The organism is Serratia sp. JKS296 (genome assembly GCF_900215445.1).
GTDB lineage: Bacteria > Pseudomonadota > Gammaproteobacteria > Enterobacterales > Enterobacteriaceae > Serratia > Serratia marcescens.
The window spans coordinates 2,824,317-2,847,158 of record NZ_OCMX01000001.1 but is presented as its reverse complement, the minus strand read 5'-3'; the positions used below and the strand labels follow the sequence as shown (position 1 = coordinate 2,847,158).

At 53.1% G+C, this 22,842-nt stretch carries 23 protein-coding genes and 1 other annotated feature; of the genes, 21 read left to right on the top strand and 2 right to left on the bottom strand.

Annotation, left to right across the window (positions count from 1 at the left end):
* Positions 1 to 191: 191 nt before the first annotated feature.
* Both CRO23_RS13445 and CRO23_RS13440 read left to right on the top strand, forming a co-directional pair.
* Entirely contained in the window at positions 192 to 728 is a 537-nt protein-coding gene (locus CRO23_RS13445) for a Rha family transcriptional regulator (RefSeq protein ID WP_097102187.1), read from the top strand.
* Between the two features lie 39 nt (positions 729 to 767).
* Positions 768 to 1,445, top strand: coding sequence for a DUF6246 family protein (locus tag CRO23_RS13440; RefSeq protein ID WP_097102186.1), 678 nt, complete (start codon positions 768 to 770; stop codon positions 1,443 to 1,445).
* 141 nt (positions 1,446 to 1,586) lie between these two features.
* Here the strand turns inward: CRO23_RS13440 and CRO23_RS13435 are convergent, their stop codons facing one another.
* A complete protein-coding gene (locus tag CRO23_RS13435; RefSeq protein WP_141398619.1) occupies positions 1,587 to 2,075 on the bottom strand; it encodes a hypothetical protein in 489 nt (162 codons plus the stop codon).
* Positions 2,076 to 2,269: 194 nt separating this feature from the next.
* Here CRO23_RS13435 and CRO23_RS13430 point away from each other — a divergent pair, with 194 nt between their 5' ends.
* From CRO23_RS13430 to umuC, 12 genes are all read left to right on the top strand, one after another.
* Entirely contained in the window at positions 2,270 to 2,641 is a 372-nt protein-coding gene (locus tag CRO23_RS13430) for a hypothetical protein (RefSeq protein WP_141398618.1), read from the top strand.
* 12 nt (positions 2,642 to 2,653) lie between these two features.
* Positions 2,654 to 2,986 (top strand): hypothetical protein, encoded by a 333-nt coding sequence (locus tag CRO23_RS13425; RefSeq protein ID WP_060447769.1) that lies wholly within the window; start codon positions 2,654 to 2,656, stop codon positions 2,984 to 2,986.
* A 64-nt stretch (positions 2,987 to 3,050) separates the two neighbouring features.
* Positions 3,051 to 5,708 carry a tape measure protein gene (locus tag CRO23_RS13420; protein WP_097102181.1) on the top strand — a complete coding sequence of 886 codons (2,658 nt, stop codon included), beginning with the start codon at positions 3,051 to 3,053 and terminating at the stop codon, positions 5,706 to 5,708.
* Positions 5,709 to 5,749: 41 nt separating this feature from the next.
* Positions 5,750 to 6,226, top strand: a complete 477-nt coding sequence (locus CRO23_RS13415) for a hypothetical protein (protein ID WP_162807749.1) — start codon at positions 5,750 to 5,752, stop codon at positions 6,224 to 6,226.
* A complete protein-coding gene (locus tag CRO23_RS13410; protein WP_049299995.1) occupies positions 6,226 to 6,696 on the top strand; it encodes a hypothetical protein in 471 nt (156 codons plus the stop codon). Before CRO23_RS13415 ends, CRO23_RS13410 begins: the two co-directional genes overlap by 1 nt.
* The gene (locus CRO23_RS13405) at positions 6,693 to 7,088 is read left to right on the top strand and encodes an NlpC/P60 family protein (protein ID WP_097102177.1); all 396 of its coding nucleotides are present in this window, start codon (positions 6,693 to 6,695) and stop codon (positions 7,086 to 7,088) included. Before CRO23_RS13410 ends, CRO23_RS13405 begins: the two co-directional genes overlap by 4 nt.
* The gene (locus CRO23_RS13400; RefSeq protein ID WP_097102175.1) at positions 7,075 to 9,552 is read left to right on the top strand and encodes a MoaD/ThiS family protein; all 2,478 of its coding nucleotides are present in this window, start codon (positions 7,075 to 7,077) and stop codon (positions 9,550 to 9,552) included. Before CRO23_RS13405 ends, CRO23_RS13400 begins: the two co-directional genes overlap by 14 nt.
* A gap of 68 nt (positions 9,553 to 9,620) precedes the next feature.
* Positions 9,621 to 11,954, top strand: coding sequence for a hypothetical protein (locus tag CRO23_RS13395; RefSeq protein WP_141398617.1), 2,334 nt, complete (start codon positions 9,621 to 9,623; stop codon positions 11,952 to 11,954).
* Positions 11,955 to 12,860, top strand: a complete 906-nt coding sequence (locus CRO23_RS13390; protein ID WP_097102171.1) for a hypothetical protein — start codon at positions 11,955 to 11,957, stop codon at positions 12,858 to 12,860.
* A gap of 2 nt (positions 12,861 to 12,862) precedes the next feature.
* On the top strand, positions 12,863 to 13,045 hold the full coding sequence (locus tag CRO23_RS13385; protein WP_255253508.1) for a recombinase RecA: 183 nt from the start codon (positions 12,863 to 12,865) through the stop codon (positions 13,043 to 13,045).
* Between the two features lie 145 nt (positions 13,046 to 13,190).
* On the top strand, positions 13,191 to 13,613 hold the full coding sequence (umuD, locus tag CRO23_RS13380; protein WP_033637997.1) for a translesion error-prone DNA polymerase V autoproteolytic subunit: 423 nt from the start codon (positions 13,191 to 13,193) through the stop codon (positions 13,611 to 13,613).
* Complete coding sequence (gene umuC / locus CRO23_RS13375; protein ID WP_097102169.1) at positions 13,613 to 14,881, top strand: translesion error-prone DNA polymerase V subunit UmuC; 1,269 nt, start codon at positions 13,613 to 13,615, stop codon at positions 14,879 to 14,881. Before umuD ends, umuC begins: the two co-directional genes overlap by 1 nt.
* Here the strand turns inward: umuC and CRO23_RS13370 are convergent.
* Positions 14,878 to 15,585, bottom strand: coding sequence for an SOS response-associated peptidase family protein (locus CRO23_RS13370; protein WP_097102167.1), 708 nt, complete (start codon positions 15,583 to 15,585; stop codon positions 14,878 to 14,880). The genes umuC and CRO23_RS13370 overlap by 4 nt on opposite strands.
* 267 nt (positions 15,586 to 15,852) lie before the next feature.
* Here CRO23_RS13370 and thrS point away from each other — a divergent pair, with 267 nt between their 5' ends.
* From thrS to pheT, 7 genes are all read left to right on the top strand, one after another.
* Complete coding sequence (thrS, locus tag CRO23_RS13365; protein WP_025159696.1) at positions 15,853 to 17,781, top strand: threonine--tRNA ligase; 1,929 nt, start codon at positions 15,853 to 15,855, stop codon at positions 17,779 to 17,781.
* 3 nt (positions 17,782 to 17,784) lie between these two features.
* Complete coding sequence (infC, locus tag CRO23_RS13360; RefSeq protein WP_048233542.1) at positions 17,785 to 18,336, top strand: translation initiation factor IF-3; 552 nt, start codon at positions 17,785 to 17,787, stop codon at positions 18,334 to 18,336.
* A 98-nt stretch (positions 18,337 to 18,434) separates the two neighbouring features.
* Positions 18,435 to 18,632 (top strand): 50S ribosomal protein L35, encoded by a 198-nt coding sequence (gene rpmI / locus CRO23_RS13355; RefSeq protein ID WP_004931418.1) that lies wholly within the window; start codon positions 18,435 to 18,437, stop codon positions 18,630 to 18,632.
* Between the two features lie 43 nt (positions 18,633 to 18,675).
* On the top strand, positions 18,676 to 19,032 hold the full coding sequence (rplT, locus tag CRO23_RS13350) for a 50S ribosomal protein L20 (protein ID WP_004931417.1): 357 nt from the start codon (positions 18,676 to 18,678) through the stop codon (positions 19,030 to 19,032).
* Between the two features lie 113 nt (positions 19,033 to 19,145).
* Positions 19,146 to 19,268: a sequence feature (Phe leader region), on the top strand.
* A complete protein-coding gene (gene pheM, locus CRO23_RS25180) occupies positions 19,150 to 19,194 on the top strand; it encodes a pheST operon leader peptide PheM (RefSeq protein ID WP_121626058.1) in 45 nt (14 codons plus the stop codon). Its footprint overlaps the feature before it by 45 nt.
* A 186-nt stretch (positions 19,269 to 19,454) precedes the next feature.
* On the top strand, positions 19,455 to 20,438 hold the full coding sequence (gene pheS / locus CRO23_RS13345; protein WP_004931416.1) for a phenylalanine--tRNA ligase subunit alpha: 984 nt from the start codon (positions 19,455 to 19,457) through the stop codon (positions 20,436 to 20,438).
* Between the two features lie 14 nt (positions 20,439 to 20,452).
* A complete protein-coding gene (gene pheT, locus CRO23_RS13340; RefSeq protein WP_097102165.1) occupies positions 20,453 to 22,840 on the top strand; it encodes a phenylalanine--tRNA ligase subunit beta in 2,388 nt (795 codons plus the stop codon).
* The last annotated feature ends 2 nt before the right edge of the window (positions 22,841 to 22,842 follow it).

Genomic DNA, 22,842 nt, shown 5'->3' with positions numbered 1-22,842 from the left:
CCGACCGTCGATCTGACAAAGACTAGCCCTGCTCATGCGGGGCTTTTTTGTACCTTAAATTCATCGCGCACCGCACGCGCAGTAATCAAACCAAGAACCTTTCAGGATGACCCTTGAGGAACCGGCTGGCTGTCGGAGCCTTCTTGGGGCCGCTTCCTGTGCGACAAGGTTCATCACTAAAAGGTAATCCGATGACGCATCCAACTGTAGTTAATGGAATAGACTTCCGCGAAATGGTATCCGCCGAAGAAGGCGAACCAATTACTGACACTTTCATGATCGCCAAAGCATTCGGAAAGCGGCCGTCTGATGTAGTTCGTGCAATCGAAAAGGGGCATTTCTCTGATGATTTCCGCGCTGCGCATTTTTTCGCTGTCGAGAAAATCAATGACTTAGGTATATTTGACAAGAAGCAGAAATACTACCGAATGGACTTCAGTGGTTTCGTAATGCTTGTGATGGGTTTTAGTGGCGCTAAGGCTGCTGGCATCAAAGAGGGCTACATCAACGCCTTCAATTGGATGAGTAGTGAACTGAAGAAATATAACGCCAGTTATGAAGCCGAGCGCAACGCGGTAATGCTGGAGTACATGAAAGAGAAAGATGTCGCCAGTATGTCAGGTCGATTGCTTAATCGCTGGGGCAGGGTGAAGAAGCCGCAGCTTTTAGCGCGTATTGAACAAGTAGAGAGGCACGGACAGATAGCCATTCCAGGCCTGCCTTCGTGACATATATCGGGCAGGGATGCTCGTCAATATGGATATAAAATGATACCAATTACTGAATTAGGCGAGATGGTCATCACCGATGCCGATCGCGATTACTTCCTTCGACCTTCGTTCGCAAACATGACCCGCATAGGCTCGCCAGCGGAGATTGTAGAGCGCTTTGCTGAACTCCATACCAGTGAGGCGCCACGGTTACTTGAAGCCGCTGTTGAGGCATACGGTGAGGTTCCTGGGTGGTTGCTGGCATACATCAACGCGCCGTCATTCAGCGGTGCGGCAATATTTGCCGGGATGATCGTCATGCAGGCATGCTGTGATGATGACCTTAGCGCGCTGGTGGGGGAGTTGCGACCAAGCAAACGAGGGAAGAGAGCTTTCGTGTTCCGCCGCGGTAAGATGCCGGCGAGCGATATCATCGCAATCGGCCAATCACTGATCACTCACGGTATCATCGGTAAAGCAAAGATCCGCAAGCTGCAGCGACACGAGTCGAACAGCTACGTGAACGAGTTCAACGCCTTCGAGTACATCAGCGCAGCACGGAATCACTTCAACATGCTTCGAGCCGAAGCGGAGCGCCTTTCTATGACCGAGTTTCAGTTGCTGCTGGCGGCAAAGTACCCAGAGCAAAAAGGCTTCACGCGCGAAGAGTACGATCAGGTGATGGACGAAGATGAGAAGCGCTGGCAGGCGATGATGTCAAATTCAGCGAGGTAAGAATGAAAATATTTACAGCCTGTATGCATTCAAAAGGTTTCTTAATCGACGCGGACACCCAGGATGACTTCTGGGTGCTGCTGAGCGCATCATTAGGGTGGGGTAGATTTACCCTTGTTAGGGCTTCTACCGAATTCTGTCTTACCGGAGGGCTGTTTGAATTAACTGAATTGCGTCCGGCACACGAGCGAGCCCCTGAGAAAGTAGTTGAAGGGTCAAATGTTTTATGGCGTCTGCCGGAAGCTCTCGAAGTTTTGAAACGATACTCACCTTCTCAGGTTCCGGAAGGTTTGACTGGGTGATAATTTTTTCAATGGCATCAACGGTATCGCTGTGTAGTTTAATGGTTTGCACTTTTAAAATTGCGCTCAGTCCTCCATCATCAAGCATAAAGTCAACGCCGGCTGCAGTGGCTCTCATCCTCTGGAGGAGAGATGCCGGGTCGTCGGTATTGTCAGGTGCTATATCGATAAGTCCATGTTGCTGTAAGTAAACAATGTTTGCGTGCAACTTGTCATTATCGATCATTACTTTACTGGGCTCGAAATGGTTCCATAATGCATAGCGAGGATAAGCTCTGATGCAAACTGTTAGTAGGTATCTCTGTAACTCGCGATCAAATTTATCCATATTATGATGCTCCGTATCCTGGTGTAGGTTTCTTGCCGCCTGGCGAGGTGAAAATCGGAGAAAAGATACCTCAGCAGGAATCTCAGTCACACCCTGACATTTGATCAGTAACCCGCTTAGCTGCGGGTTTTTTCGTTGCCAGCAGCGCGCCATCTGCTACGATTCCTCTATCTTTGATTGATGGGGATAGGGATGTGACTGAGGAAGAATGGCTGGATGGCCTGCGGCATCTTTCGTATGACCAGATAATTCAGGTTCACTTCGGATTGCAGGAACAGATCAAGGCTCACTATAAGCTTCGCGCTGAAAACAAACATCTTAAGAAAGCTATAGCGCTGTGTGAGCAGCAGATCGCCCTTGCCCCACTGGCGATGAAAGCGCTTAAGGCAAAGCATGAGGCGAATTTGGAAGAGTACCGATCAGTTCTGGGAGACGTTGACCGCGAATTCTATTATCCGACCCATCATGGCTATCGCCAGTACGCAGTTATACTGCGCCGCCAAAAAGACTTTGATAAGCTTGCGAAGATAGAAGCGAAGAGAAAGTTGGAAGGTTGGGCTGGTTGATATGGGGTATCTATGAAAAAGACATTATTTTTACTTGCATTGTTTGTTTCTCCATTTGTCATGTCGGCAGAGTATAAAATTTCAATACCTACCGATTCCAAGGCTGTGTATACAGTGTTAGGTAAGGGGGAGCGTGATGGTCTGAAAACCATTATTACTAAGCGAGAGGGTAGTTCCGGGGTGTCATACTCTGAGCGTGCTTACGACTGCGTTAATCGCACAGTAAAGTACCTGGGTGATGGCGAGACCCTAGAGCAAATGAAGTTATCCCGCGCTGACCCGAATATGAGCGATATAGTTCCCCAATCAATCGCTGATTATGTAGGTAATGAAGCCTGCAAGTAAAATATTAACCATTAGAAAATAAACCCCGTTCAACCGGGGTTTTTTTATGCCCGGAGATCAGTAAATGGCGGAGCAGGACGGTGGGAGCTTGGTTTACCAAGTTGATATTGAAACTGCAAAGATGGTCACAGGTAGCCGTCAAGCAGCTGTCGTGTTAGGGGAGATGGAAAAACAAGCCAATCGTTCATCTAAAGCCGTTGATGGACTGACATCCTCTGCCGACAGTGCTGGTAGGTCTATGTCTGGGTTTAAATCAGTGTTGAGCGGGGTTGCAAGCGCAATATCAGTTGCTTTGATTATCGATTACGGCAAGGCTTTTTTGACAGTCGCCGATAACATTACGCAACTTCAGTCACGGATCCTCAGGCTATCAACTGATGCCGCAGCAGCAATGTCTACGTTTGAAACGTTGACCGCCATAGCATCGACTACTGGCGCTAGCCTCAGGGATACGGCCAAGCTGTGGGAGGCGATGACCTCCGCGCTAAAAGGGACTGGAGCAACCAACACCCAAATACTTGCATTAACCGATACGCTTCAGAAAATAGGGCGAGTTGGCGGCTCTTCTACAGAAGAGATGGCAAATGCATTAAGACAATTCGGCCAGTCTATTTCCTCCGGCACAGTAAGAGCCGAAGAATTTAACTCCATCCTTGAACAAATGCCTGAGCTTGCTAGGCAGATTGGCGCAGGGATGGGACTATCAATGGGGCAGTTGCGACAAGCAATGCTCGAGGGTAAGTTGAGCGCTCAGGATGCACTTAATGCAATCATGAAGCAGTCATCGGCTGTTAACGATGAATTCTCGAAGCTCCCAAGGACGATGGATCAGGCGAGCAACTCCCTTACGATTTCCCTTCAAAATCTAATTGGGAAAATGAACGAAGCTATGGGCGCCAGCGCAACCATGGTGAAGGTTATTGACTCTATCAGCGCAGCAATAGATAGGCTAAGTGGAAAAACTGAGACGGCATCACAGAAGATTGCAGATCTCACGTCAACTGGCGAAATGTATGCACGAAGAGCAAGAACGTGGTCATGGCTTGGACTTGATGGCTGGTCAGAACAAAATCAGGCTTTAGCAGCTCTCAGCAACAAAGCAGCCACGCTGATCGGCGACATGAATTCGGTGGCAAAAGCTTCAGAAAACGCAGCCAATGGAACGATTAATTTCAATAACTCAGGCACTGCAAACTCTAAGCAAGATGCATTGGTGAAGCGTTCTCAGCGTCGCATAGAACTATCGAAACTAGAAGGGGAAGCAAGAGCCAGGCTACAGGCAGTGTTTGACGCTGAAGATGCTGGTATATCTAAGAATGATCCGCGAGTGAAGAAACTCCAAGATCAGTATGCCGAGATAGAGCGGAATACCAAAGCCCAGAAAGAAAGCAATGCGGAGGGTAAAAAATCAGCCAGCCAAGCGGAAAGTGTTGCTCAGAAGCTGGCAAACTTGAAGCAGCAGTCTGAGCTTGCGGCGGACTCAACAAGTGAGCTTAGCCGAGAGCAGGCGATCCTGACAGCACAGCAATCACTGGGGAAAGGAGCTACACAGGCCCAGATCGCTGAGGCTGGTGCTTACGCTGCCAAAAAGTGGGACACAGCCAACGCTATCAAGGCGCAGGCGGCCGCAGAGAAGCTCCTGCCAGAAGCCAAAGAGAATGCCAGCTACGCTCAGGACGTGAAGGACTTAAACACGGCGTTAGCGGCCAAGAAAATCAGCCAGGAGCAGTACAACACCACGGCTGAGCAACTGGAGCAACAGCATCAGGTTAACTTGGCAAAAATCCGGGCTGAAGCCGTGGTAAGTCCTCAACAGCAAGCCGCCGGCATGGTTGACCCAGTGCAGCAGCTTGCCAATGAGAATGCGCAGAAGCTGGCGTTGATTCAGCAGTTTGAAACAGATAAAGGGAAGATTACTCAGCGCGGAATTGAGCTGATGAATGCTGCTAACAAGCAGTACGAACAACAGCGAACTGCCGCGCAGTGGGAAATCCTTAGCCAGCAGAGCCTTGGTTACGACATGCTGACGAGTGCTGTTGATGCCTTCTCGGGTAATGCCTCAAACGCTATTACAGGGCTGCTTACCGGCACCATGTCGGCACAAGAGGCAATGCGTTCTCTTGGCAACACCATTCTGAACAGCGTGATTAACAGCATCGTTCAGGTGGGCGTGGAGGCGTTGAAAAACTACATCCTCGGCCAGACGCTTGGCGCCGCCTCCGTGGCGTCATCTGTGGGTATGGCTGCAACAACGGCTTCTGCCTGGGCGCCGGCGGCCGCAATGGCATCACTGGCAACTCTTGGCGCTAACGCAGCTCCAGCGGCTGCAGGGATAACCTCAACCGTGGGATTGGCTGGTGGGCTGGCTTTGGCTGGAGCGCGTTATAACGGCGGCCCTGTGAGCGCTGGCGCGATGTACCAGGTAGGTGAGCGAGGCAAGCCAGAGATTTACCAGGCGAGCACTGGTAAGCAGTACATGATCCCCGGTGACAACGGCAAGGTGATCAGCAATAGGGACATGCATGGTGGAGGCAGTGTTAATGTCCAAGTAAACGTGAACAACCAGTCATCAGGCGCTGCTGTTCAGAACGCTGATGCTTATATGCAGGATGGCAATGTCGTAGTTGATCTGCTGTTAACTGACTTAGAGCGAGGTGGCCCTGTATCATCCCAGATGCAGCAAACCTTTGGGCTAAATCGCAGGGCATCAGGCAGTCTTTAAACTTCACCCGCTTCGGCGGGTTTTTTGTGCCCGGAGGAAACGTGGCAACAGTTTCATACCCGGAATTACTGCCGCTTCCGCAGCGAGCAGATCAGAACATGACGCAGGATACGGGATGGCTGACGACACAACCTGCCGTTGGCCCTGCGATCTTCACCCCAATCACCACAGACATCAAAGCAACATGGACGCTTCAATGGATATTCACGCTGCAGCAGGCAGAGCGGTTTAAGTCGTGGCTCCGATCTCCGACGTACTGCGACCGCGGGCGAAACTGGTTCCAGATGCCAATTGACTTGGGCGACACGCAGGGCGTTCAGCTGCAGACGCTGCACTTCGTCAACATGCCGGTGCAGACCAGCAAAAACGGTAATGTAGTGACATGGACTGCGACTGTTATCAGCAATGGGATTGATGACATCACTGAAGACTATGACGACTGGATCGTCGGAGCTCAGTCCAATCACGGCTATTGGCTGGATCTGCTGGTTACTGAAATTATCCCGGAGAAAACCTAATGCCGACACTGAGAGAGTGGAAAGAACGGCGTCCAGCGAGCGATATCAAACAGACGGTAGAGTTTTATCACCCATCGTTTGGCTATTACCGTGTCGTAAACAACCTGTTCATGCCTGCCGCATTCGGTGGTAACGAGTTCGAGCCAGCGCGCTTTAGTGTGACTGAGCCAGCCCAGGATGGGACGGCGGTCATATCAATGACGATCACCTTTGTCGCCGCGACGGAGCATGTCCGGCAGACACTGAAAAGCTGGCGCGGGGCGGCGCGCATGACGCCGATAAAGTGCCTGTATCAGCAATGGAATGCGATCGGTGATGCATCATCCCTGAAAGACTGGACGCTTTACGTGAACGACATTTCAGCCGATGCCAGTAACGTCACGGTGACCGCCGGCAAGACCAATCCACTGACGCTGGCCAACTCCATCATTTACACCACGAAAGACTATCCCGGGCTGATCACCGTATGACACAGAGCGACTTTATCGGGCTTGTTAACGGCAAGCCCTGGGCTAACCGCGCCTGTAGTTTTGAGCAGATGGACTGCTGGGGCCTGGTGGTTCTCTATTACCGGCATGTGCTCGGCCTGGAGCTGCATCACATCGCCGGCTACGAATCGGGCGTGGATTTCATCACCTGCTACGAACAGGAGCGCGCCCACTGGCGGCGTGTGCCGGTGGCGGCCACCGGATGCATCGCCGTTTTTTACCGCGGCAACGTGCCGGCGCATATTGGTGTGATGATCAGCCCGGTTAAGTGCCTGCATGCCCGCGGCGAATTCGGCTTCGTACGCTGCGACAGCCCGCTGGCGCTTCTTAAGGTTTACAGCCACGTGGAGTACATGATTCATGGTTCGATATGAGTTACAGAGGTTGCCAGGCGCGCCGCTGCAGCGGGGGGCAGTAGATGCCGGCACCACACTGGTGAGCCTGCTTGACGCTCTGCAGCTGCACCGCGATGTTATCGTGAAACTGAATGGCCGTGCGCTGCCTGACGATTACGATATCAGCCTGCCACTGCGATCTGGTGACGTCGTGGCTGTGTTCGACCAGCCAGAGGGCGGGGTTGGCAAACTCATCACCACGATATTACGTCCGGTCACGAAAATCCTCTCCGGAGCGCTGAAGGTGTTCGGCCTGTCAAATAAGCCCAGCGCGTCAGTATCGGTGGCGACAGGAGAATCCCCCAATAATGATCTGACGGGTCAGACCAACCGGGCGAGGCTGTACAAGGGGCGCCCGAACATTTACGGCCAGTGCCGCGTCTTTCCTGACCTGATTCAGGAGGCGCTGTTCGAGTTCGTCGACAACAACAAACAGCTTACGGAATGGTTCGAGGTGGGTTACGGACGGTACACCATCTCATCGATCCGCTACTCGGAATCGAACCTCGGCAGCCTAGCGGGCGCCAGTTCCGCGATTTATAACCCGGGTGACGTGATCGGCACGATTGAAGTCGGGTATCAGTTCGATGACGTCGATAACGAGACTGTGCCAGGCCTGAATGAAAGCCAGGACTTTCCGGCCCAGACCGCGACCACGACGGCGCCAACATCGGTGGCGATCGAGAGTAATCAGCTAAAGGCTGTTGTCCTGTCGAACGATGACAACTTTGCCTACTTTGCAGCCCTGGCGGTACCGCATCCAGTCACTTTCGTCATTAACGCCACCTGGAGCGACGGTGGCACAAGCGTCACGCGGAATGTCACCGGCGCCGGGAATATCATCTCCTCAGAGAGTTTTATTGGCGACGACACGCTGTCGTACACGACGTTTTATATCGGCGAGCTCTCGGGAGAAATTATGTCTCTGCCGGGCAATGCTGTTATCAACGCGACGTTGTTCACACTGAACGATCAGACACCACTTGTTATCGGGCCGTCAGTGTCGCCAATCGTCTCGACGCAGGTCTGGGTGCATGTGCTGGTTCAACTCGGCGCGACGGCCGGCACAACGCAATACCGGATCAAGTTCTGGCAGGTCGATGACGACAACAATCAGGTGCCGGGTACTTCAGAGCAGCACGATTATTTCTTCGATAACGACTTCCAGGTTACGACCCGGTATTTCCGCACAACGCATAAGTTCGTCCCGGCGGCCGGGGCGGGGCGCTATGCGGTCACTATCGAGCGCCTAGACAACAGCAATGACGCCAACGTAGTGACTCTGATGGCGATCCACGCGGTGAACGTACGCGAAAACGTCGTGTATCCGGAGGACACGATTGCCCGCATCACGATTAAGGGGTCGAACGATAGCAACAGCAACCGCGAGCAGAAGTACAACATGCTGGCGCAGCGGCATACCATCAGCTACGACCGGACTACCGGCGCGGTTGATTACACGCTGCGGCCGAGTCGTTCGTTTGCCGACGCCATCCTTCACGAATGGGTGGTTGTCGGTAAGCAGGACGTGGCCAGTATTGACGTCGCGGCTCTGTATGCCATTGCCGATTCGCTGCCGGATGCCCAGCTTGGGTATTTCGATTACACCTTCTCGGATGAGAAGCAACCGCTGGGTGAGCGCATAGCGACGGTCGCCAATGTGGCCCGCGCCGACGGCAACAACATCGGCGATGTTCTGACGTTCTGGCGTGATGAGAAAGTGACAAACCCGGATGCGGTTTTTGCGCGCTCAAACATGTTCTGGGACGAGTATAAAGTGGCATGGCAAATGTCTCTTCCCGGTGGTTATGACGGCGTAGCGCTGGACTACGTAGACCCGCTGACGAACAAGAAAGCGTACATCTACCTGCAGATCGACAGCAGCGGCATCACCGAGGTTGAGGATGCCACAGTTAACGCGATGCAGATCAGCTTGGACGGTTGCCGCAATGTCGTTCAAGCTACAGACCGGGCCTGGCTGGAAGCGAGGAAAATCCTCTACTCGCGCATGACAATGACTGTGAAAGTGCTGGAGTCCACCCAGGTGGTTCGCGGAACAGTCGTTCAGTGCCCAGACATGTACGACAACACCCAACAAAACGGGTATATCACGGGCCGAAATGGCGACGTGTTCACGACTTCAGAGCGCATTGATTTCAGCCTGGGCGATATGTGGGTGGTGATGACCGACAGCCTCGGTGATTATCGTGGCCGTTGGCGCGCTTATCCAGTGATTGGCAATCCAAAAGCGTTTCAGGCCGCAGCTGGCTCATTTGACTTAAACATTTATGATCGGGTCAGCGTGCAAAATGCCAGTCGTTATTTCATCGCAACAGACTCGGAACTGAACTCTACGATATGGCGAGTTGACAGCGCCAAGCCAAATGGAGATGAGACGCAAACGCTAAGCCTTACCGAATATTCAGAACAGATATACCAATAACCGTTAAAAACAAATTTATCAGATTAATTTCTGAGGCATATATACGCCTGTAATCATGAGGTAGCATAATGGCTAATACCTATTTAGGCATTCCAGTTCCTACGCCTACGCAAGACCCAGTACCAAGTACAAAAATTCAAGACCATGTATTTGCAGGCGCAAAACTTGATGAGTGGGCAACGTCAGAACAAGAAACGTATGTTGATCGACTGGGGAATACTCATCTTACTAATGCCGGGTTGATCGCTAACTTATCGCCCCTTGGGAAAACGTACACTCAAGAGCAGGCTACCGCTGCCATTGCATCTGGAGAAATACCGGACGGCGCATTCTTCTTTATCTGGTCTGATGATGAAGGCGCTGTAGCTGAAAAATATCAAAACGTTGGCGGTGTAATTACACCAACTGGTGTGAAAATATCAAGTGAGCAATTCGTGCAAACGGTTTATCAACAGGCGTTGGCAAACCTGGCCGATATTTCGCAACTTAAAAACATCACATCGATGCTCAGAAACTACACGTCTACAGGATGGCAATTCTCTTTGGAGTCGAAAAACGGCCCATCGGAAACGCTTCTTGGTGTAGATGATAATGGTGAATTGTGGCTTGCTGGACTTGTTCGTGGGATACAGGAATATGTTGAGCAGTTGATCCCGACATCATTAGCGAACAGATATAAAGGGCTTCAATGGGCGCTGGTGGATAAATCAGGAAAGCTCGGGCTTATCACCATTGACGATGATGGTGCTATGAACATCGTCGGGATGGATGACGCACTTCAAGATCGTGTTTCCTCCCTTTGTTCATCAACATTTTCCCGTCGTATTGTGGGATTTCAATATGTGGTTTTGGCCGAGGATTTAACGTCGGCACTGCTCGCTATTGATGATGACGGTGGTTTTTATATTCCAGGTATTGATGGCCCACTCCAAGATAATTTGGGCGAGTCCTTGGCAACGATAAAAACTGATAACGGCGTCCCGGCGGCAGCATGGCGAGGAAATGTTGTGTGGTCTGAGAGGCCAGTGCTCACCGCTCAAAAACTGACATCTACCGGATTTATTTTCAGTTATGTGCCTGGTGGCGAAGCAACAGCCGGAAATGGGGTTAAGTACGAACCATCTATTCGAGAAATGCCGATCGAGGCGAACGAGGTGCATGGCGGTGGTTCGGGTGGCCAATCACTGAACACGCCAAAAGATGGTGCTGGCATTAATATTGTCAATCGTGATCCGGTTTTTCGTGGTCGAGTACTCGCCGGTGCAAATGGAAGGCCGGAAGGCGGCGGCATGGATCCTGTAAGCGAGCCAGACCTTTCTACGCTTAACGATGCACAGTATCCGTCTGCAGGATGGCGCCAGGGTAATGTGTTGCCAATGTATTATGCGATGCTTCATAAAAATCCCGGCAACCAGGTGTTTATTCATGCCCCATTTGCTGCTGGTGGCCGCTCTTTTGCTGAGATAAGCAAAGGGACTATCCCTTATCAAAACTCGCTGGACTTCGTGCAGTTGGGTAAAAATGCAGCCGATGGAGTAGGGAAACGCTACACGTTCAAATTCATGACGTTTGAGCATGGCGAAACGGATAACGACAACGGCAGCTCGCAGAATCCTGGTGATTATCTCGCGAAGATGACGCCCTATTTTTCTGGGCTGCAAGTTGACTTCAAAGCGATTACCGGCCAGTCCGAGAATTTCGCAGAGGTGGTGGGTCAGGTTGGCAGTCGCATCAACACCAAAAATCAGCAGGTAGACGATCAAGGTAACCCAATCGGCGAGCCTGTGATTGTACAGCCGTACTCTGTCACTGCCACCGACCAGTTAACTTATGTGCGTCAGAACGCGGTCAAAGCCATCATGTACGGCCCCAAATACCCGCTTAACTGGCTCTATAACGATGCAACGCTGAGCCATCTGAATGCCGCTGGTAAAGTGCTGCAAGGCGAATATGCCGCACAGGCTATCTACTGGCATCTGTATGACCCGGTGAAAAAAGGTACCTGGACGGGGCTGAAAGTTCGCTCATTATCCGTGAACAATAGCACCATCGATGTCGTGTTCGACGTGCCTTATCCGCCGCTGGTGATTGACACAACAACGATCGCCGATTGTCCAGGGCAAGGCTTCTCGTTGCAAGATGCCTCTGCTGAGGTTCAGTCTGTAGTAGTTATCGCACCAAACACTATCCGGCTTAATCTCAATCAGTCCCCAGCAGTTACAGATCACTTATTGATTGGATTCACTAACACTGTTCCAGCAACCCAGGACTTTGTCTATCCACTGGTTTGCCTGCGTGATAGCTCAACTCAAACATCACGCTGGATCACTAAGAATAACCAACCCTTTCCGCTATATAACTGGGCATGCCTCGACCGCCTACCACTGAATGGAGCATTTTAAATGACAGCAGCTATCAACACTGGCAAAGCCTATGCGGGTTTTCGTGCCGCTCTCGACTTGTCGGCATCAATCCTTGACCCACAGGCGCTCTTTAATGCCTACAAAGCGCGGGTAGTGGCAGACGGAGGCACTATCCCGGACGAATCAGGTTGCCTGGCGCGGTTTTCATTTTTACTGAACAATGGCATGTATGACCGAGCGACGGTATGTGCTGCGCCGGCATTCGGCCTGAAGGTTGATGGTTCTGGAAACGTCCAGACCATTTACAACTTGCTCGGCGATGCGGGCGATTTAATCGCTGGTTCGCAAGGTACGCCGCCTCGCGCCATGACCTATGATGCGACTGCTCGCGCGGTGATTATCCAGGTGACGTCAGGCGGCGGGCGCTTCCTTAAAAGTCGCGCCAACCAAATCATTCAAAAAGGCAAATCGTACCTTATTGCCGGGCGAATGAGTGACCTCGACAGGGCGGACAATAACGGTATCATTGCGGGATACAACATCAATAATTTGGCGCTGGCGTACTTCCGTACCATGATCACCAACAACCAAGGAACGACTGAAGCGTGGCGCTATGGGACTCGTGATAGCGCATGGCCGGCAGGAACTGGTGGGAGCATTGTCGCGGCCACGAGTGTCTATGCTGATTACGTGCCTTCCGCCGGCCTGTTTAAAGTTGAACAAGGGATTATTGAGGGGTACGAGAAAGGGAAGTTGCTTGTTCCTTCAGAGCCGGCGGCGACGGGAAAGCTTGCAGATCTGAGCAGTAGCACGGCCACATTGCTGATCGGTGGAGCACAAACTGCAAGTGGTGTTGCGGCGTGCTACGGGGCATTCATGGACATCCTATGTCTGCACACTGCCGATGAATCAGACGCGATTCTGGCGTCACGACTGGGGATGTAACTATGATAGTACCGGAAGATTACCAAAGCCCTGAATGGCTGGTGGATGGCAGCCAGCCTCATCACTGGCATAATTATGTCTCTAGCGATGTTCAGCAAATATGGCAAAGCTTTACTGATGAGCAAAAGCAAGTGTTAGCCGCTGGGTTTGCAGAGGTGGCACTGAACGAGCATTGGTGGGATTAAAGTAATGCCGGGAGGGAACCCGGCTATTCATAGAAACTATCTTTCTTTACCGATCAATATCCTACCTATCTAACAAAAATCCGAACTTTCCACCGTCAAAATCTTGCGCATATACTGTATAAAAACACAGTAACAAGGCAACATTATGACTTTCTTTTATCCAACACCAAACCCAACCAAGCTCAAAATCCCGCTGTTCGCCGACAAGGTTCCGGCGGGGTTTCCCAGTCCTGCGGCGGATTACGTTAGCTCGCGTATCGATCTGAACGAGTACTGTATCAGCCATCCCAATGCGACCTATTTTCTCTATGCGACCGGCGACTCGATGTTGGAGGCTGGCATCACGGAGGGTTCTATGCTCGTTGTCGATCGCAGCATCAGCCCAGCCCATGGCGATATTGTGATTGCCAGCATAGCCGGCGAGTTCACCGTGAAGCGTCTCTGTTTGCATCCTCGCGCGCAATTGGAACCTATGAACCCGAAGTATGAGCCGATCCTGCTTCATGACGGCGGCGACGATCTGGAGGTGATGGGCGTTGTTGTGTCGTCGATAACGAGGCTCAAGTGATGTACGCGCTTGCTGATGTGAACAGCTTCTACGCGAGCTGTGAAACGTTATGGCGTCCAGACCTGCGAGGTCGTCCTGTCGTAGTTCTGTCGAATAACGACGGATGCGTTGTAGCCAGGAGCAAGGAAGCGAAGGCGTTAGGGCTAAAGATGGGAGAGCCCTATTTCAAAATTAAGCGAGAATTTGAGCGCGCAGGGGGCATCGCGTTCAGCAGCAACTATGAGTTATACGCAGACATGTCTCAGCGTGTGATGGCTGTTTTAGAAGAGATGGCGCCTCGCGTGGAAGTGTATTCAATTGATGAAAGTTTCCTTGATCTGACTGGCGTTCGTAACTGCATTGATCTGGATACTTTCGGTCGTCAGGTGAGGGCCAAGGTACTGCGCAACACAGGGCTAACTGTGGGCGTTGGCATTGCCCAAACCAAGACGCTGGCCAAGTTGGCAAACTTCGCGGCGAAGAAGTGGGACAAGACCGGCGGAGTAGTGGATCTATCCAATGAAGGGCGCCAGCGCAAATTGATGGGCCTAGTGCCTGTCGATGAGGTCTGGGGTATCGGACGCCGGATATCGAAAAAGCTCAACATGATGGGGATTGAAACAGCACTACAACTGGCCGATGCAAGCACTACGATGATCCGCAAGCATTTCAGCGTTGTGGTAGAGCGAACTGTACGAGAGTTGCGCGGCCAGCCTTGCCTCGAACTCGAGGAATTTGCGCCGACGAAACAACAGATCATCTGCAGCCGCAGCTTCGGTGATCGGATCACCGAGTATGACCAGATGCACCAGGCTATTTGTATGTACGCGACGCGTGCCGCTGAGAAGTTGAGGGAGGAGCACCAGTATTGCCGGCATGTCAGCGCGTGGCTAAAAACCAGCCCATTCGCAATCAATGAGGAATACTACGGCAACACTGCATGCATAAAACTGAGCACACCGACACAGGATACTCGCGACATTATCGCCGCAGCTATGCGTTGCCTTGATGCGATTTGGCAACCCGGTCATCGGTATCAAAAAGGCGGGGTGATGCTGCAGGATTTTTACAGTCAGGGCGTGGCTCAGTTGGGGTTGTTCGATGAGTACAAACCACGGCATAACAGCGAACAACTGATGGGGGTGCTTGATCGGATCAATAACTCGGGGAGGGCAAAACTGTGGTTCGCAGGACAAGGGGCGCATCAGGTGTGGTCAATGAAGCGTGAGCTACTGTCGCCGGCATACACGACACGGCTGAGTGATCTGCCGCGTGCTCGGGTTTATTAAACCAATGGGTTGGCGATAGGCTTAATCAGCTCAGCGCCATCATTGCGGATATTGCCGACTGATTTTCCTACAGGATGCCAGGCAAAATCATCGGGAGGTGTGGCCGCCTCGTTCGCGAGCTCTTCTGCTCTCGCTGATGTGATGTCTGGCCTCATCCACTCGCGTGCAGCTGCTGGCGGCAGAACGACAGGCCGCCGGTCATGAATATCGAGCAGGCCCGAATCGCTGGCGCTGGTCACGATGACAAAACCGTCATCATCAGGTGGCTCTATAGCATCGGGATGATGGCGGCTTATCGCGGCGAAAAATATAGGTGCTTTCGATTCGTGATAGATGAAATAGGGTTGCTTTACTTTGCCGTCGTGATTGTCTTTCTTCCACTCGTACCAGCCATCTGCCATCACCAGCGCGCGACCGTGATTCCATAGCGGCTTGAACATTCTGCTGGTGGCGGCTGTTTCAACGCGCGCATTGATAACCGGCTGACGCTTCATTTCACGCCACCAATCAGGGCCATAACCCCACTCAACAGGATCAAGGTGTAGCTTGTCGTCAAGCTGACTAAAAATCAGTACACGAGTGCCTGGCGCCACGTTGTAACGTGCAATCGGAACGTTATCCAATGCGCCGGCAAATTCCAGATCGGATGCCAGAACATCTAGATAATCTGCACGAGTTTGAATTTGAGCAAATCGGCCACACATACTGATATCCCTTTAGAGGACGATAGTGGAAGTATAGACGAGGGGATGGTTTGTAAATCCTCTTGTAGATGATGGCCTTTCTCTAGTGATAGACTACTCATCCCGTTATGGCGTAACAACATAGTACATTTCAAATTGTGTACATATGAGTGTACATATCTGGCAGGGTAAAGCTGGATAGCGTCGATAACATCATGTAGTTAAACAATATTGTATTTCTTCATGTGATCTGTCGTGTGGGTCACCACTGTAGATAAGGAATTATTAATGCCTGTTATTACTCTTCCTGACGGTAGTCAGCGTCATTTCGACCACCCCGTTTCCCCGATGGATGTCGCGCGCGATATCGGCCCTGGCCTGGCGAAAGCCTGTATCGCCGGCCGCGTCAACGGCGAACTGGTTGATGCCGGCGATCTGATCGAATCGGATGCGCAGCTGGCCATCATCACCATCAAAGATGAAGACGGTCTGGAAATCATGCGCCACTCCTGCGCGCACCTGCTGGGTCATGCGATCAAGCAGCTGTGGCCGGATACCAAAATGGCGATCGGTCCGGTGATCGACAACGGTTTCTATTATGACGTGGATATCGACCGCACCCTGACGCAGGAAGACCTGGATCTGCTGGAAAAGCGGATGCACGAGTTGGCCGATAAGGATTACGACGTCATCAAGAAGAAGGTCAGCTGGCAAGAAGCCCGCGACACCTTCGCCGAGCGCGGCGAAATCTACAAAGTGGCGATCCTGGATGAGAACATCAGCCATGACGATCGTCCTGGCCTGTATCACCACGAAGAATACGTCGACATGTGCCGCGGTCCGCACGTGCCGAACATGCGTTTCTGCCACCATTTCAAGCTGCAGAAAACCTCCGGCGCTTACTGGCGCGGCGACAGCAAAAACAAAATGCTGCAGCGTATCTACGGTACCGCCTGGGCAGACAAGAAGCAGCTGAACGCCTACCTGCAACGTCTGGAAGAAGCGGCCAAGCGCGATCACCGCAAGATCGGCAAACAGCTCGACCTGTATCACATGCAGGAAGAAGCGCCGGGCATGGTGTTCTGGCACAACGACGGTTGGACTATCTTCCGCGAGCTGGAAGCCTTCGTGCGCATGAAGCTCAAAGAGTACCAGTACCAGGAAGTGAAAGGTCCGTTCATGATGGACCGTGTGCTGTGGGAAAAAACCGGCCACTGGGAAAACTACAAAGACGCCATGTTCACCACCGCGTCGGAAAACCGCGAATACTGCATCAAGCCGATGAACTGCCCGGGCCACGTGCAGATCTTCAACCAGGGCCTGAAGTCGTACCGCGATTTGCCGCTGCGCATGGGCGAATTCGGCAGCTGCCACCGCAACGAGCCGTCGGGTTCCCTGCACGGCCTGATGCGCGTGCGCGGCTTCACACAGGATGACGCCCACATCTTCTGTACCGAAGAGCAGGTGCGCGCCGAAGTGAACGAATGCATCCGCATGGTGTATGACGTGTACGGCACTTTCGGTTTCGACAAGATCGCCGTCAAGCTGTCGACTCGCCCGGAAAAACGCATCGGCACCGACGACATGTGGACCCGGGCGGAAGAAGACTTGGCCGCCGCGCTGACCGAGAACGGTATTCCGTTCGAATACCAGCCGGGCGAGGGCGCTTTCTACGGACCGAAAATTGAATTTACCCTGCATGATTGTTTGGATCGCGCATGGCAATGTGGTACCGTGCAGCTCGATTTCTTCTTGCCGGGCCGTTTGGGCGCATCGTACGTTGGCGAAAACAACGATCGCGTCGTGCCGGTAATGATTCACCGCGCCATTTTGGGCTCCATGGAACGCTTCATCGGTATCCTGACCGAAGAATACGCCGGGTTCTACCCGACCTGGATCGCTCCGGTGCAGGTGGTGGTGATGAATATCACCGACAGCCAGTCTGATTATGTCCAGCAATTGACCAAAAAACTGCAGGATGCAGGCATTCGCGTGAAAGCGGACTTGAGAAATGAGAAGATTGGCTTTAAAATTCGCGAACATACTTTACGTCGAGTCCCTTACATGTTGGTGTGCGGCGACAAAGAGGTCGAAGCAGGCAAAGTTGCCGTTCGTACCCGCCGTGGCAAAGACCTGGGAAGCCTGGACGTAAACGAAGTCGTAGACAAGCTGCTGAAAGAGATTCGCAGCCGTAGTCTTCATCAACTGGAGGAATAAAGTATTAAAGGCGGAAAACGAGTTCAACCGGCGCGTCCTAATCGCATTAACAGAGAAATTCGCGCGCAAGAAGTTCGCCTAACCGGCGTCGATGGCGAGCAGATTGGTATTGTCAGTCTGAATGAAGCTCTTGAAAAAGCTGAGGAAGCGGGCGTTGATTTAGTAGAAATCAGCCCAAATGCCGAACCGCCAGTTTGCCGAATCATGGATTACGGCAAATTCCTCTACGAGAAGAGCAAGTCGACGAAAGAACAGAAGAAGAAGCAAAAAGTTATTCAGGTCAAGGAAATCAAATTCCGTCCTGGCACAGATGATGGCGACTATCAGGTCAAACTACGCAACCTGATTCGCTTTCTGGAAGATGGCGATAAAGCCAAAATCACCCTGCGTTTCCGCGGGCGTGAGATGGCGCACCAGCAGATCGGTATGGAAGTGCTTAACCGCGTCCGTAAAGACCTGTGTGAAGATATGGATCTGGCAGTGGTCGAATCCTTCCCTACGAAGATCGAAGGCCGCCAGATGATTATGGTGCTCGCTCCTAAGAAGAAACAGTAAGGCTTACAAGTAATGGAACCCGCGCGGCGCTTGCGCTGTGTGGGTTTTATTCGCCCAACTGATTCGTTGTTTAACAATGCGAAGTGGATTTAATTAAAATGCCAAAGATTAAAACTGTACGTGGTGCAGCCAAGCGCTTCAAAAAAACCGGCAGCGGTGGTTTTAAGCGTAAACATGCCAACCTGCGTCATATTCTGACCAAAAAAGCAACCAAGCGTAAACGTCACCTGCGTCCGAAAGGCATGGTGTCTAAAAACGATCTGGTCCTGGTTACCGCGTGCCTGCCGTACGCATAAGCCATTTTTTTTGAATTTAGAATAAGACTTTAGGAGAGAGCATATGGCTCGCGTAAAACGTGGTGTAATTGCACGCGCACGTCACAAGAAAATCATGAAGCAGGCGAAAGGTTACTACGGTGCCCGTTCGCGCGTATATCGTGTTGCCTTCCAGGCAGTAATCAAAGCAGGTCAGTACGCTTACCGTGACCGTCGTCAACGTAAGCGTCAGTTCCGTCAGCTGTGGATTGCACGTATCAACGCAGCTGCTCGTCAGAACGGTCTGTCTTACAGCAAGTTCATCAACGGCTTGAAAAAAGCGTCGATCGAAATTGACCGTAAGATCCTGGCTGACATCGCAGTCTTCGACAAAGTGGCCTTCGGCGCACTGGTTGAGAAAGCGAAAGCAGCTCTGGCGTAAGTCAGTTGAAGAGGGAGCTTGCTCCCTCTTTTAATCTTTGTTTTCAGCGACAAATATTGACTTTTATTGCCCGCCGCTATATCACTGGTAGACAATCATCGACAAGGTACCGCAATCATGCACGCAGCTATTTTTCGTTTCTTTTTTTACTTTAGCGCCTGATTTCAGGAGGCTTCGCGCGTAAGAAAAGAAACGAAAAGTAGCGCCTAAGCCTCCCTCGTGGAGGCTTTTTTGTTTTTGGCCATTGCCTCGCCTTGCACACTGCTGCGGCGAGGGGGCAGACACTCAGCCGGCCCTGTGCCGCGCAGGTGAGTCGCCTGGTCGACAACGCATTGAAAAGTCTTTGAAGATTGCTCAAAGGCGTGTTCGAATAATAGATAACAATTACTTAGGGCCATCCCGGCCAGAGGAAGAGGAAAGCAATGCCACATCTCGCAGAGCTGGTTGCCAATGCCAAGGCAGCCGTAGAAGATGCCCAGGATGTTGCCGCGTTAGATTTGGTGCGCGTCGAATATTTTGGCAAGAAAGGTCATTTCACCTTGCAGATGCAGTCTCTGCGTGACGTACCGGCGGAAGACCGTCCGGCGGCCGGCGCGGTGATCAACCAGGCCAAGCAAGAAGTGCAGGACGCCCTGAACGCGCGTAAGAACGCGCTGGAAAGCGCCGCGCTGAACGCGCGCCTGGCGGCTGAAACCATCGACGTCTCCCTGCCAGGCCGTCGCATGGAGAACGGCGGTTTGCATCCGGTGACCCGCACCATCGACCGTATCGAAACCTTCTTCGGCGAGTTGGGCTTTTCCGTTGCCACCGGCCCGGAGATTGAAGACGATTACCATAACTTCGACGCGCTGAACATTCCAGGGCATCACCCGGCGCGCGCCGACCACGATACCTTCTGGTTTGACGCCACGCGCCTGCTGCGCACCCAGACTTCCGGCGTGCAGATCCGCACCATGAAGAACCAACAGCCGCCGATCCGCATCATTGCGCCGGGCCGCGTTTACCGTAACGACTACGATCAGACTCACACCCCGATGTTCCACCAGATGGAAGGGCTGATCGTCGATAAAGACATCAGCTTCACCAACCTGAAGGGCACGCTGCACGATTTCCTGAACAACTTCTTTGAAGAAGACCTGCAGGTTCGTTTCCGTCCGTCCTACTTCCCGTTCACCGAGCCGTCCGCTGAAGTGGACGTGATGGGCAAGAACGGCAAGTGGCTGGAAGTGCTGGGCTGCGGCATGGTGCATCCAAACGTGCTGCGCAACGTGGGCATCGATCCGGAAGTCTACTCCGGCTTCGCCTTCGGCATGGGCATGGAGCGCCTGACGATGCTGCGTTACGGCGTCACCGATCTGCGCGCATTCTTCGAAAACGATCTGCGTTTCCTCAAACAGTTTAAGTAAGGCGGGAATATCACATGAAATTCAGTGAACTCTGGTTGCGCGAGTGGGTAAACCCGGCCATCAGCAGCGAAGCATTATCCGATCAAATCACCATGGCCGGCCTGGAAGTGGACGGCGTGGATCCTGTCGCCGGCGCGTTTAACGGCGTTGTGGTGGGTGAAGTGGTCGAGTGCGGTCAGCACCCGAACGCCGACAAACTGCGCGTCACCAAGGTCAACGTCGGCGGCGATCGCTTGCTCGACATCGTCTGCGGCGCGCCGAACTGCCGTACCGGCCTGAAAGTGGCGGTCGCCACCGTGGGCGCGGTGCTGCCGGGCGATTTCAAAATCAAGGCCGCCAAGCTGCGCGGCGAGCCTTCGGAAGGCATGCTGTGCTCATTCTCCGAGCTGGGCATTTCCGACGATCATGACGGCATCATCGAGCTGCCGCTGGATGCGCCGATCGGCACCGACATCCGTGACTACCTGAAACTGAACGACAACACCATCGAGATCAGCGTTACCCCGAACCGCGCCGACTGCCTGGGCATCATCGGCGTTGCGCGCGACGTGGGCGTACTGAACCAGGTGGCGCTGACCGAGCCGGATATGAGCCCGGTGGCTGCCACTATCGACGCCACGCTGCCGATCCGCGTTGACGCGCCGCAGGCGTGTCCGCGTTATCTGGGCCGCGTGGTGAAAGGCATCGACGTCAAGGCGCCAAGCCCGCTGTGGATGCGTGAAAAGCTGCGTCGCTGTGGCATCCGCTCCATCGATGCGGTAGTTGACGTCACCAACTATGTGCTGCTGGAGCTTGGCCAGCCGATGCACGCTTTCGATCTGAGCCGCATCGACGGCGGCATCGTGGTGCGCATGGCGGAAGAAGGGGAAACCTTGACGCTGCTGGACGGTAACGAAGCCAAACTGAACGCCGATACCTTAGTGATCGCCGATCATCAAAAAGCGTTGGCGATGGGCGGCATCTTCGGCGGCGAGCATTCCGGCGTCAACGGGGAAACTCAGGACGTGCTGCTTGAGTGCGCCTTCTTCAGCCCGCTGTCGATCACCGGCCGCGCGCGCCGTCACGGCCTGCACACCGACGCTTCTCACCGCTATGAGCGCGGCGTCGATCCGGCGCTGCAGTACAAAGCGATGGAGCGCGCCACGCGCCTGCTGCTCGACATCTGCGGCGGCCAGGCCGGCCCGATTATCGACGTGACCCACGAGAACGAACTGCCGAAGCGCGCCACCATCACGCTGCGCCGCGAGAAACTGGATCGCCTGATCGGCCACGTGGTGCCGAGCGAGCAGGTCAGCGACATTCTGCGCCGCCTGGGTTGCCAGGTGACCGAGCAGGGCGACAGCTGGCAAGCGGTCGCGCCGAGCTGGCGTTTCGATATGGAGATCGAAGAGGATCTGGTGGAAGAAGTGGCACGCGTTTACGGCTACGACAACATCCCGGATGTGCCGGTCCGCGCAGATCTGGTGATGACCCAGCATCGCGAAGCCGATCTGACGCTGAAGCGCGTGAAGACCATGCTGGTCGATCACGGTTATCAGGAAGCGATCACCTACAGCTTCGTCGATCCGAAGGTGCAGGTGTTGTTGCACCCGAATGAAGAAGCGCTGATCCTGCCAAGCCCGATTTCGGTAGAAATGTCGGCGATGCGTCTGTCGCTGTGGACCGGCCTGCTGTCTGCGGTGGTGTATAACCAGAACCGCCAGCAGACGCGTCTGCGTCTGTTCGAAAGCGGTCTGCGCTTTGTGCCTGATAGTGCGGCAGATCTGGGTATCCGTCAGGATGTCATGCTGGCGGGCGTGATCGCCGGCCATACACACGATGAACATTGGGATCTGGCGCGCAAGCCCGTCGACTTCTATGATTTAAAAGGGGATCTGGAGTCTGTCCTCGAGCTGACCGGTAAATTATCCGAAATTCAGTTCCGGGCGGAAGCCAATCCGGCTCTGCATCCAGGGCAAAGTGCGGCGATTTATTTGCATGGCGAACGCGTTGGTTTCATCGGTGTGGTTCACCCGGAACTTGAACGTAAACTGGATCTTAACGGCCGCACCGTGGTGTTTGAACTGGAGTGGAACAAGCTTGCGAGCCGCGCCGTGCCTCAGGCGCGGGAGATTTCGCGCTTCCCGGCAAACCGCCGTGATATCGCCATTGTGGTGGCTGAAAACGTCCCCGCAGAAGATATTTTGGCCGAGTGTAAGAAAGTTGGCGCAAATCAGGTAGTTGGCGTAAACTTGTTTGACGTGTACCGTGGCAAGGGCGTGGCAGAAGGTGACAAGAGCCTGGCTATCAGTCTGGTATTGCAGGATACCGCTCGTACACTGGAAGAAGAGGAGATAGCCGCTACCGTTGCAAAATGCGTAGAGGCTCTAAAACAGCGATTCCAAGCATCCTTGAGGGATTGAAC

What these genes read in the sequence shown, in the direction of transcription:
- CRO23_RS13445 (WP_097102187.1), top strand. Translation starts at nt 192, where the DNA reads ATGACGCATCCAACTGTAGTTAATGGAATAGACTTCCGCGAAATGGTA.
- CRO23_RS13440 (WP_097102186.1), top strand. Translation starts at nt 768, where the DNA reads ATGATACCAATTACTGAATTAGGCGAGATGGTCATCACCGATGCCGAT.
- CRO23_RS13435 (WP_141398619.1), bottom strand. Translation starts at nt 2,075, where the DNA reads ATGGATAAATTTGATCGCGAGTTACAGAGATACCTACTAACAGTTTGC.
- CRO23_RS13425 (WP_060447769.1), top strand. Translation starts at nt 2,654, where the DNA reads ATGAAAAAGACATTATTTTTACTTGCATTGTTTGTTTCTCCATTTGTC.
- CRO23_RS13420 (WP_097102181.1), top strand. Translation starts at nt 3,051, where the DNA reads ATGGCGGAGCAGGACGGTGGGAGCTTGGTTTACCAAGTTGATATTGAA.
- CRO23_RS13410 (WP_049299995.1), top strand. Translation starts at nt 6,226, where the DNA reads ATGCCGACACTGAGAGAGTGGAAAGAACGGCGTCCAGCGAGCGATATC.
- CRO23_RS13405 (WP_097102177.1), top strand. Translation starts at nt 6,693, where the DNA reads ATGACACAGAGCGACTTTATCGGGCTTGTTAACGGCAAGCCCTGGGCT.
- CRO23_RS13400 (WP_097102175.1), top strand. Translation starts at nt 7,075, where the DNA reads ATGGTTCGATATGAGTTACAGAGGTTGCCAGGCGCGCCGCTGCAGCGG.
- CRO23_RS13395 (WP_141398617.1), top strand. Translation starts at nt 9,621, where the DNA reads ATGGCTAATACCTATTTAGGCATTCCAGTTCCTACGCCTACGCAAGAC.
- CRO23_RS13390 (WP_097102171.1), top strand. Translation starts at nt 11,955, where the DNA reads ATGACAGCAGCTATCAACACTGGCAAAGCCTATGCGGGTTTTCGTGCC.
- CRO23_RS13385 (WP_255253508.1), top strand. Translation starts at nt 12,863, where the DNA reads ATGATAGTACCGGAAGATTACCAAAGCCCTGAATGGCTGGTGGATGGC.
- umuD (WP_033637997.1), top strand. Translation starts at nt 13,191, where the DNA reads ATGACTTTCTTTTATCCAACACCAAACCCAACCAAGCTCAAAATCCCG.
- umuC (WP_097102169.1), top strand. Translation starts at nt 13,613, where the DNA reads ATGTACGCGCTTGCTGATGTGAACAGCTTCTACGCGAGCTGTGAAACG.
- CRO23_RS13370 (WP_097102167.1), bottom strand. Translation starts at nt 15,585, where the DNA reads ATGTGTGGCCGATTTGCTCAAATTCAAACTCGTGCAGATTATCTAGAT.
- thrS (WP_025159696.1), top strand. Translation starts at nt 15,853, where the DNA reads ATGCCTGTTATTACTCTTCCTGACGGTAGTCAGCGTCATTTCGACCAC.
- rpmI (WP_004931418.1), top strand. Translation starts at nt 18,435, where the DNA reads ATGCCAAAGATTAAAACTGTACGTGGTGCAGCCAAGCGCTTCAAAAAA.
- rplT (WP_004931417.1), top strand. Translation starts at nt 18,676, where the DNA reads ATGGCTCGCGTAAAACGTGGTGTAATTGCACGCGCACGTCACAAGAAA.
- pheS (WP_004931416.1), top strand. Translation starts at nt 19,455, where the DNA reads ATGCCACATCTCGCAGAGCTGGTTGCCAATGCCAAGGCAGCCGTAGAA.
- pheT (WP_097102165.1), top strand. Translation starts at nt 20,453, where the DNA reads ATGAAATTCAGTGAACTCTGGTTGCGCGAGTGGGTAAACCCGGCCATC.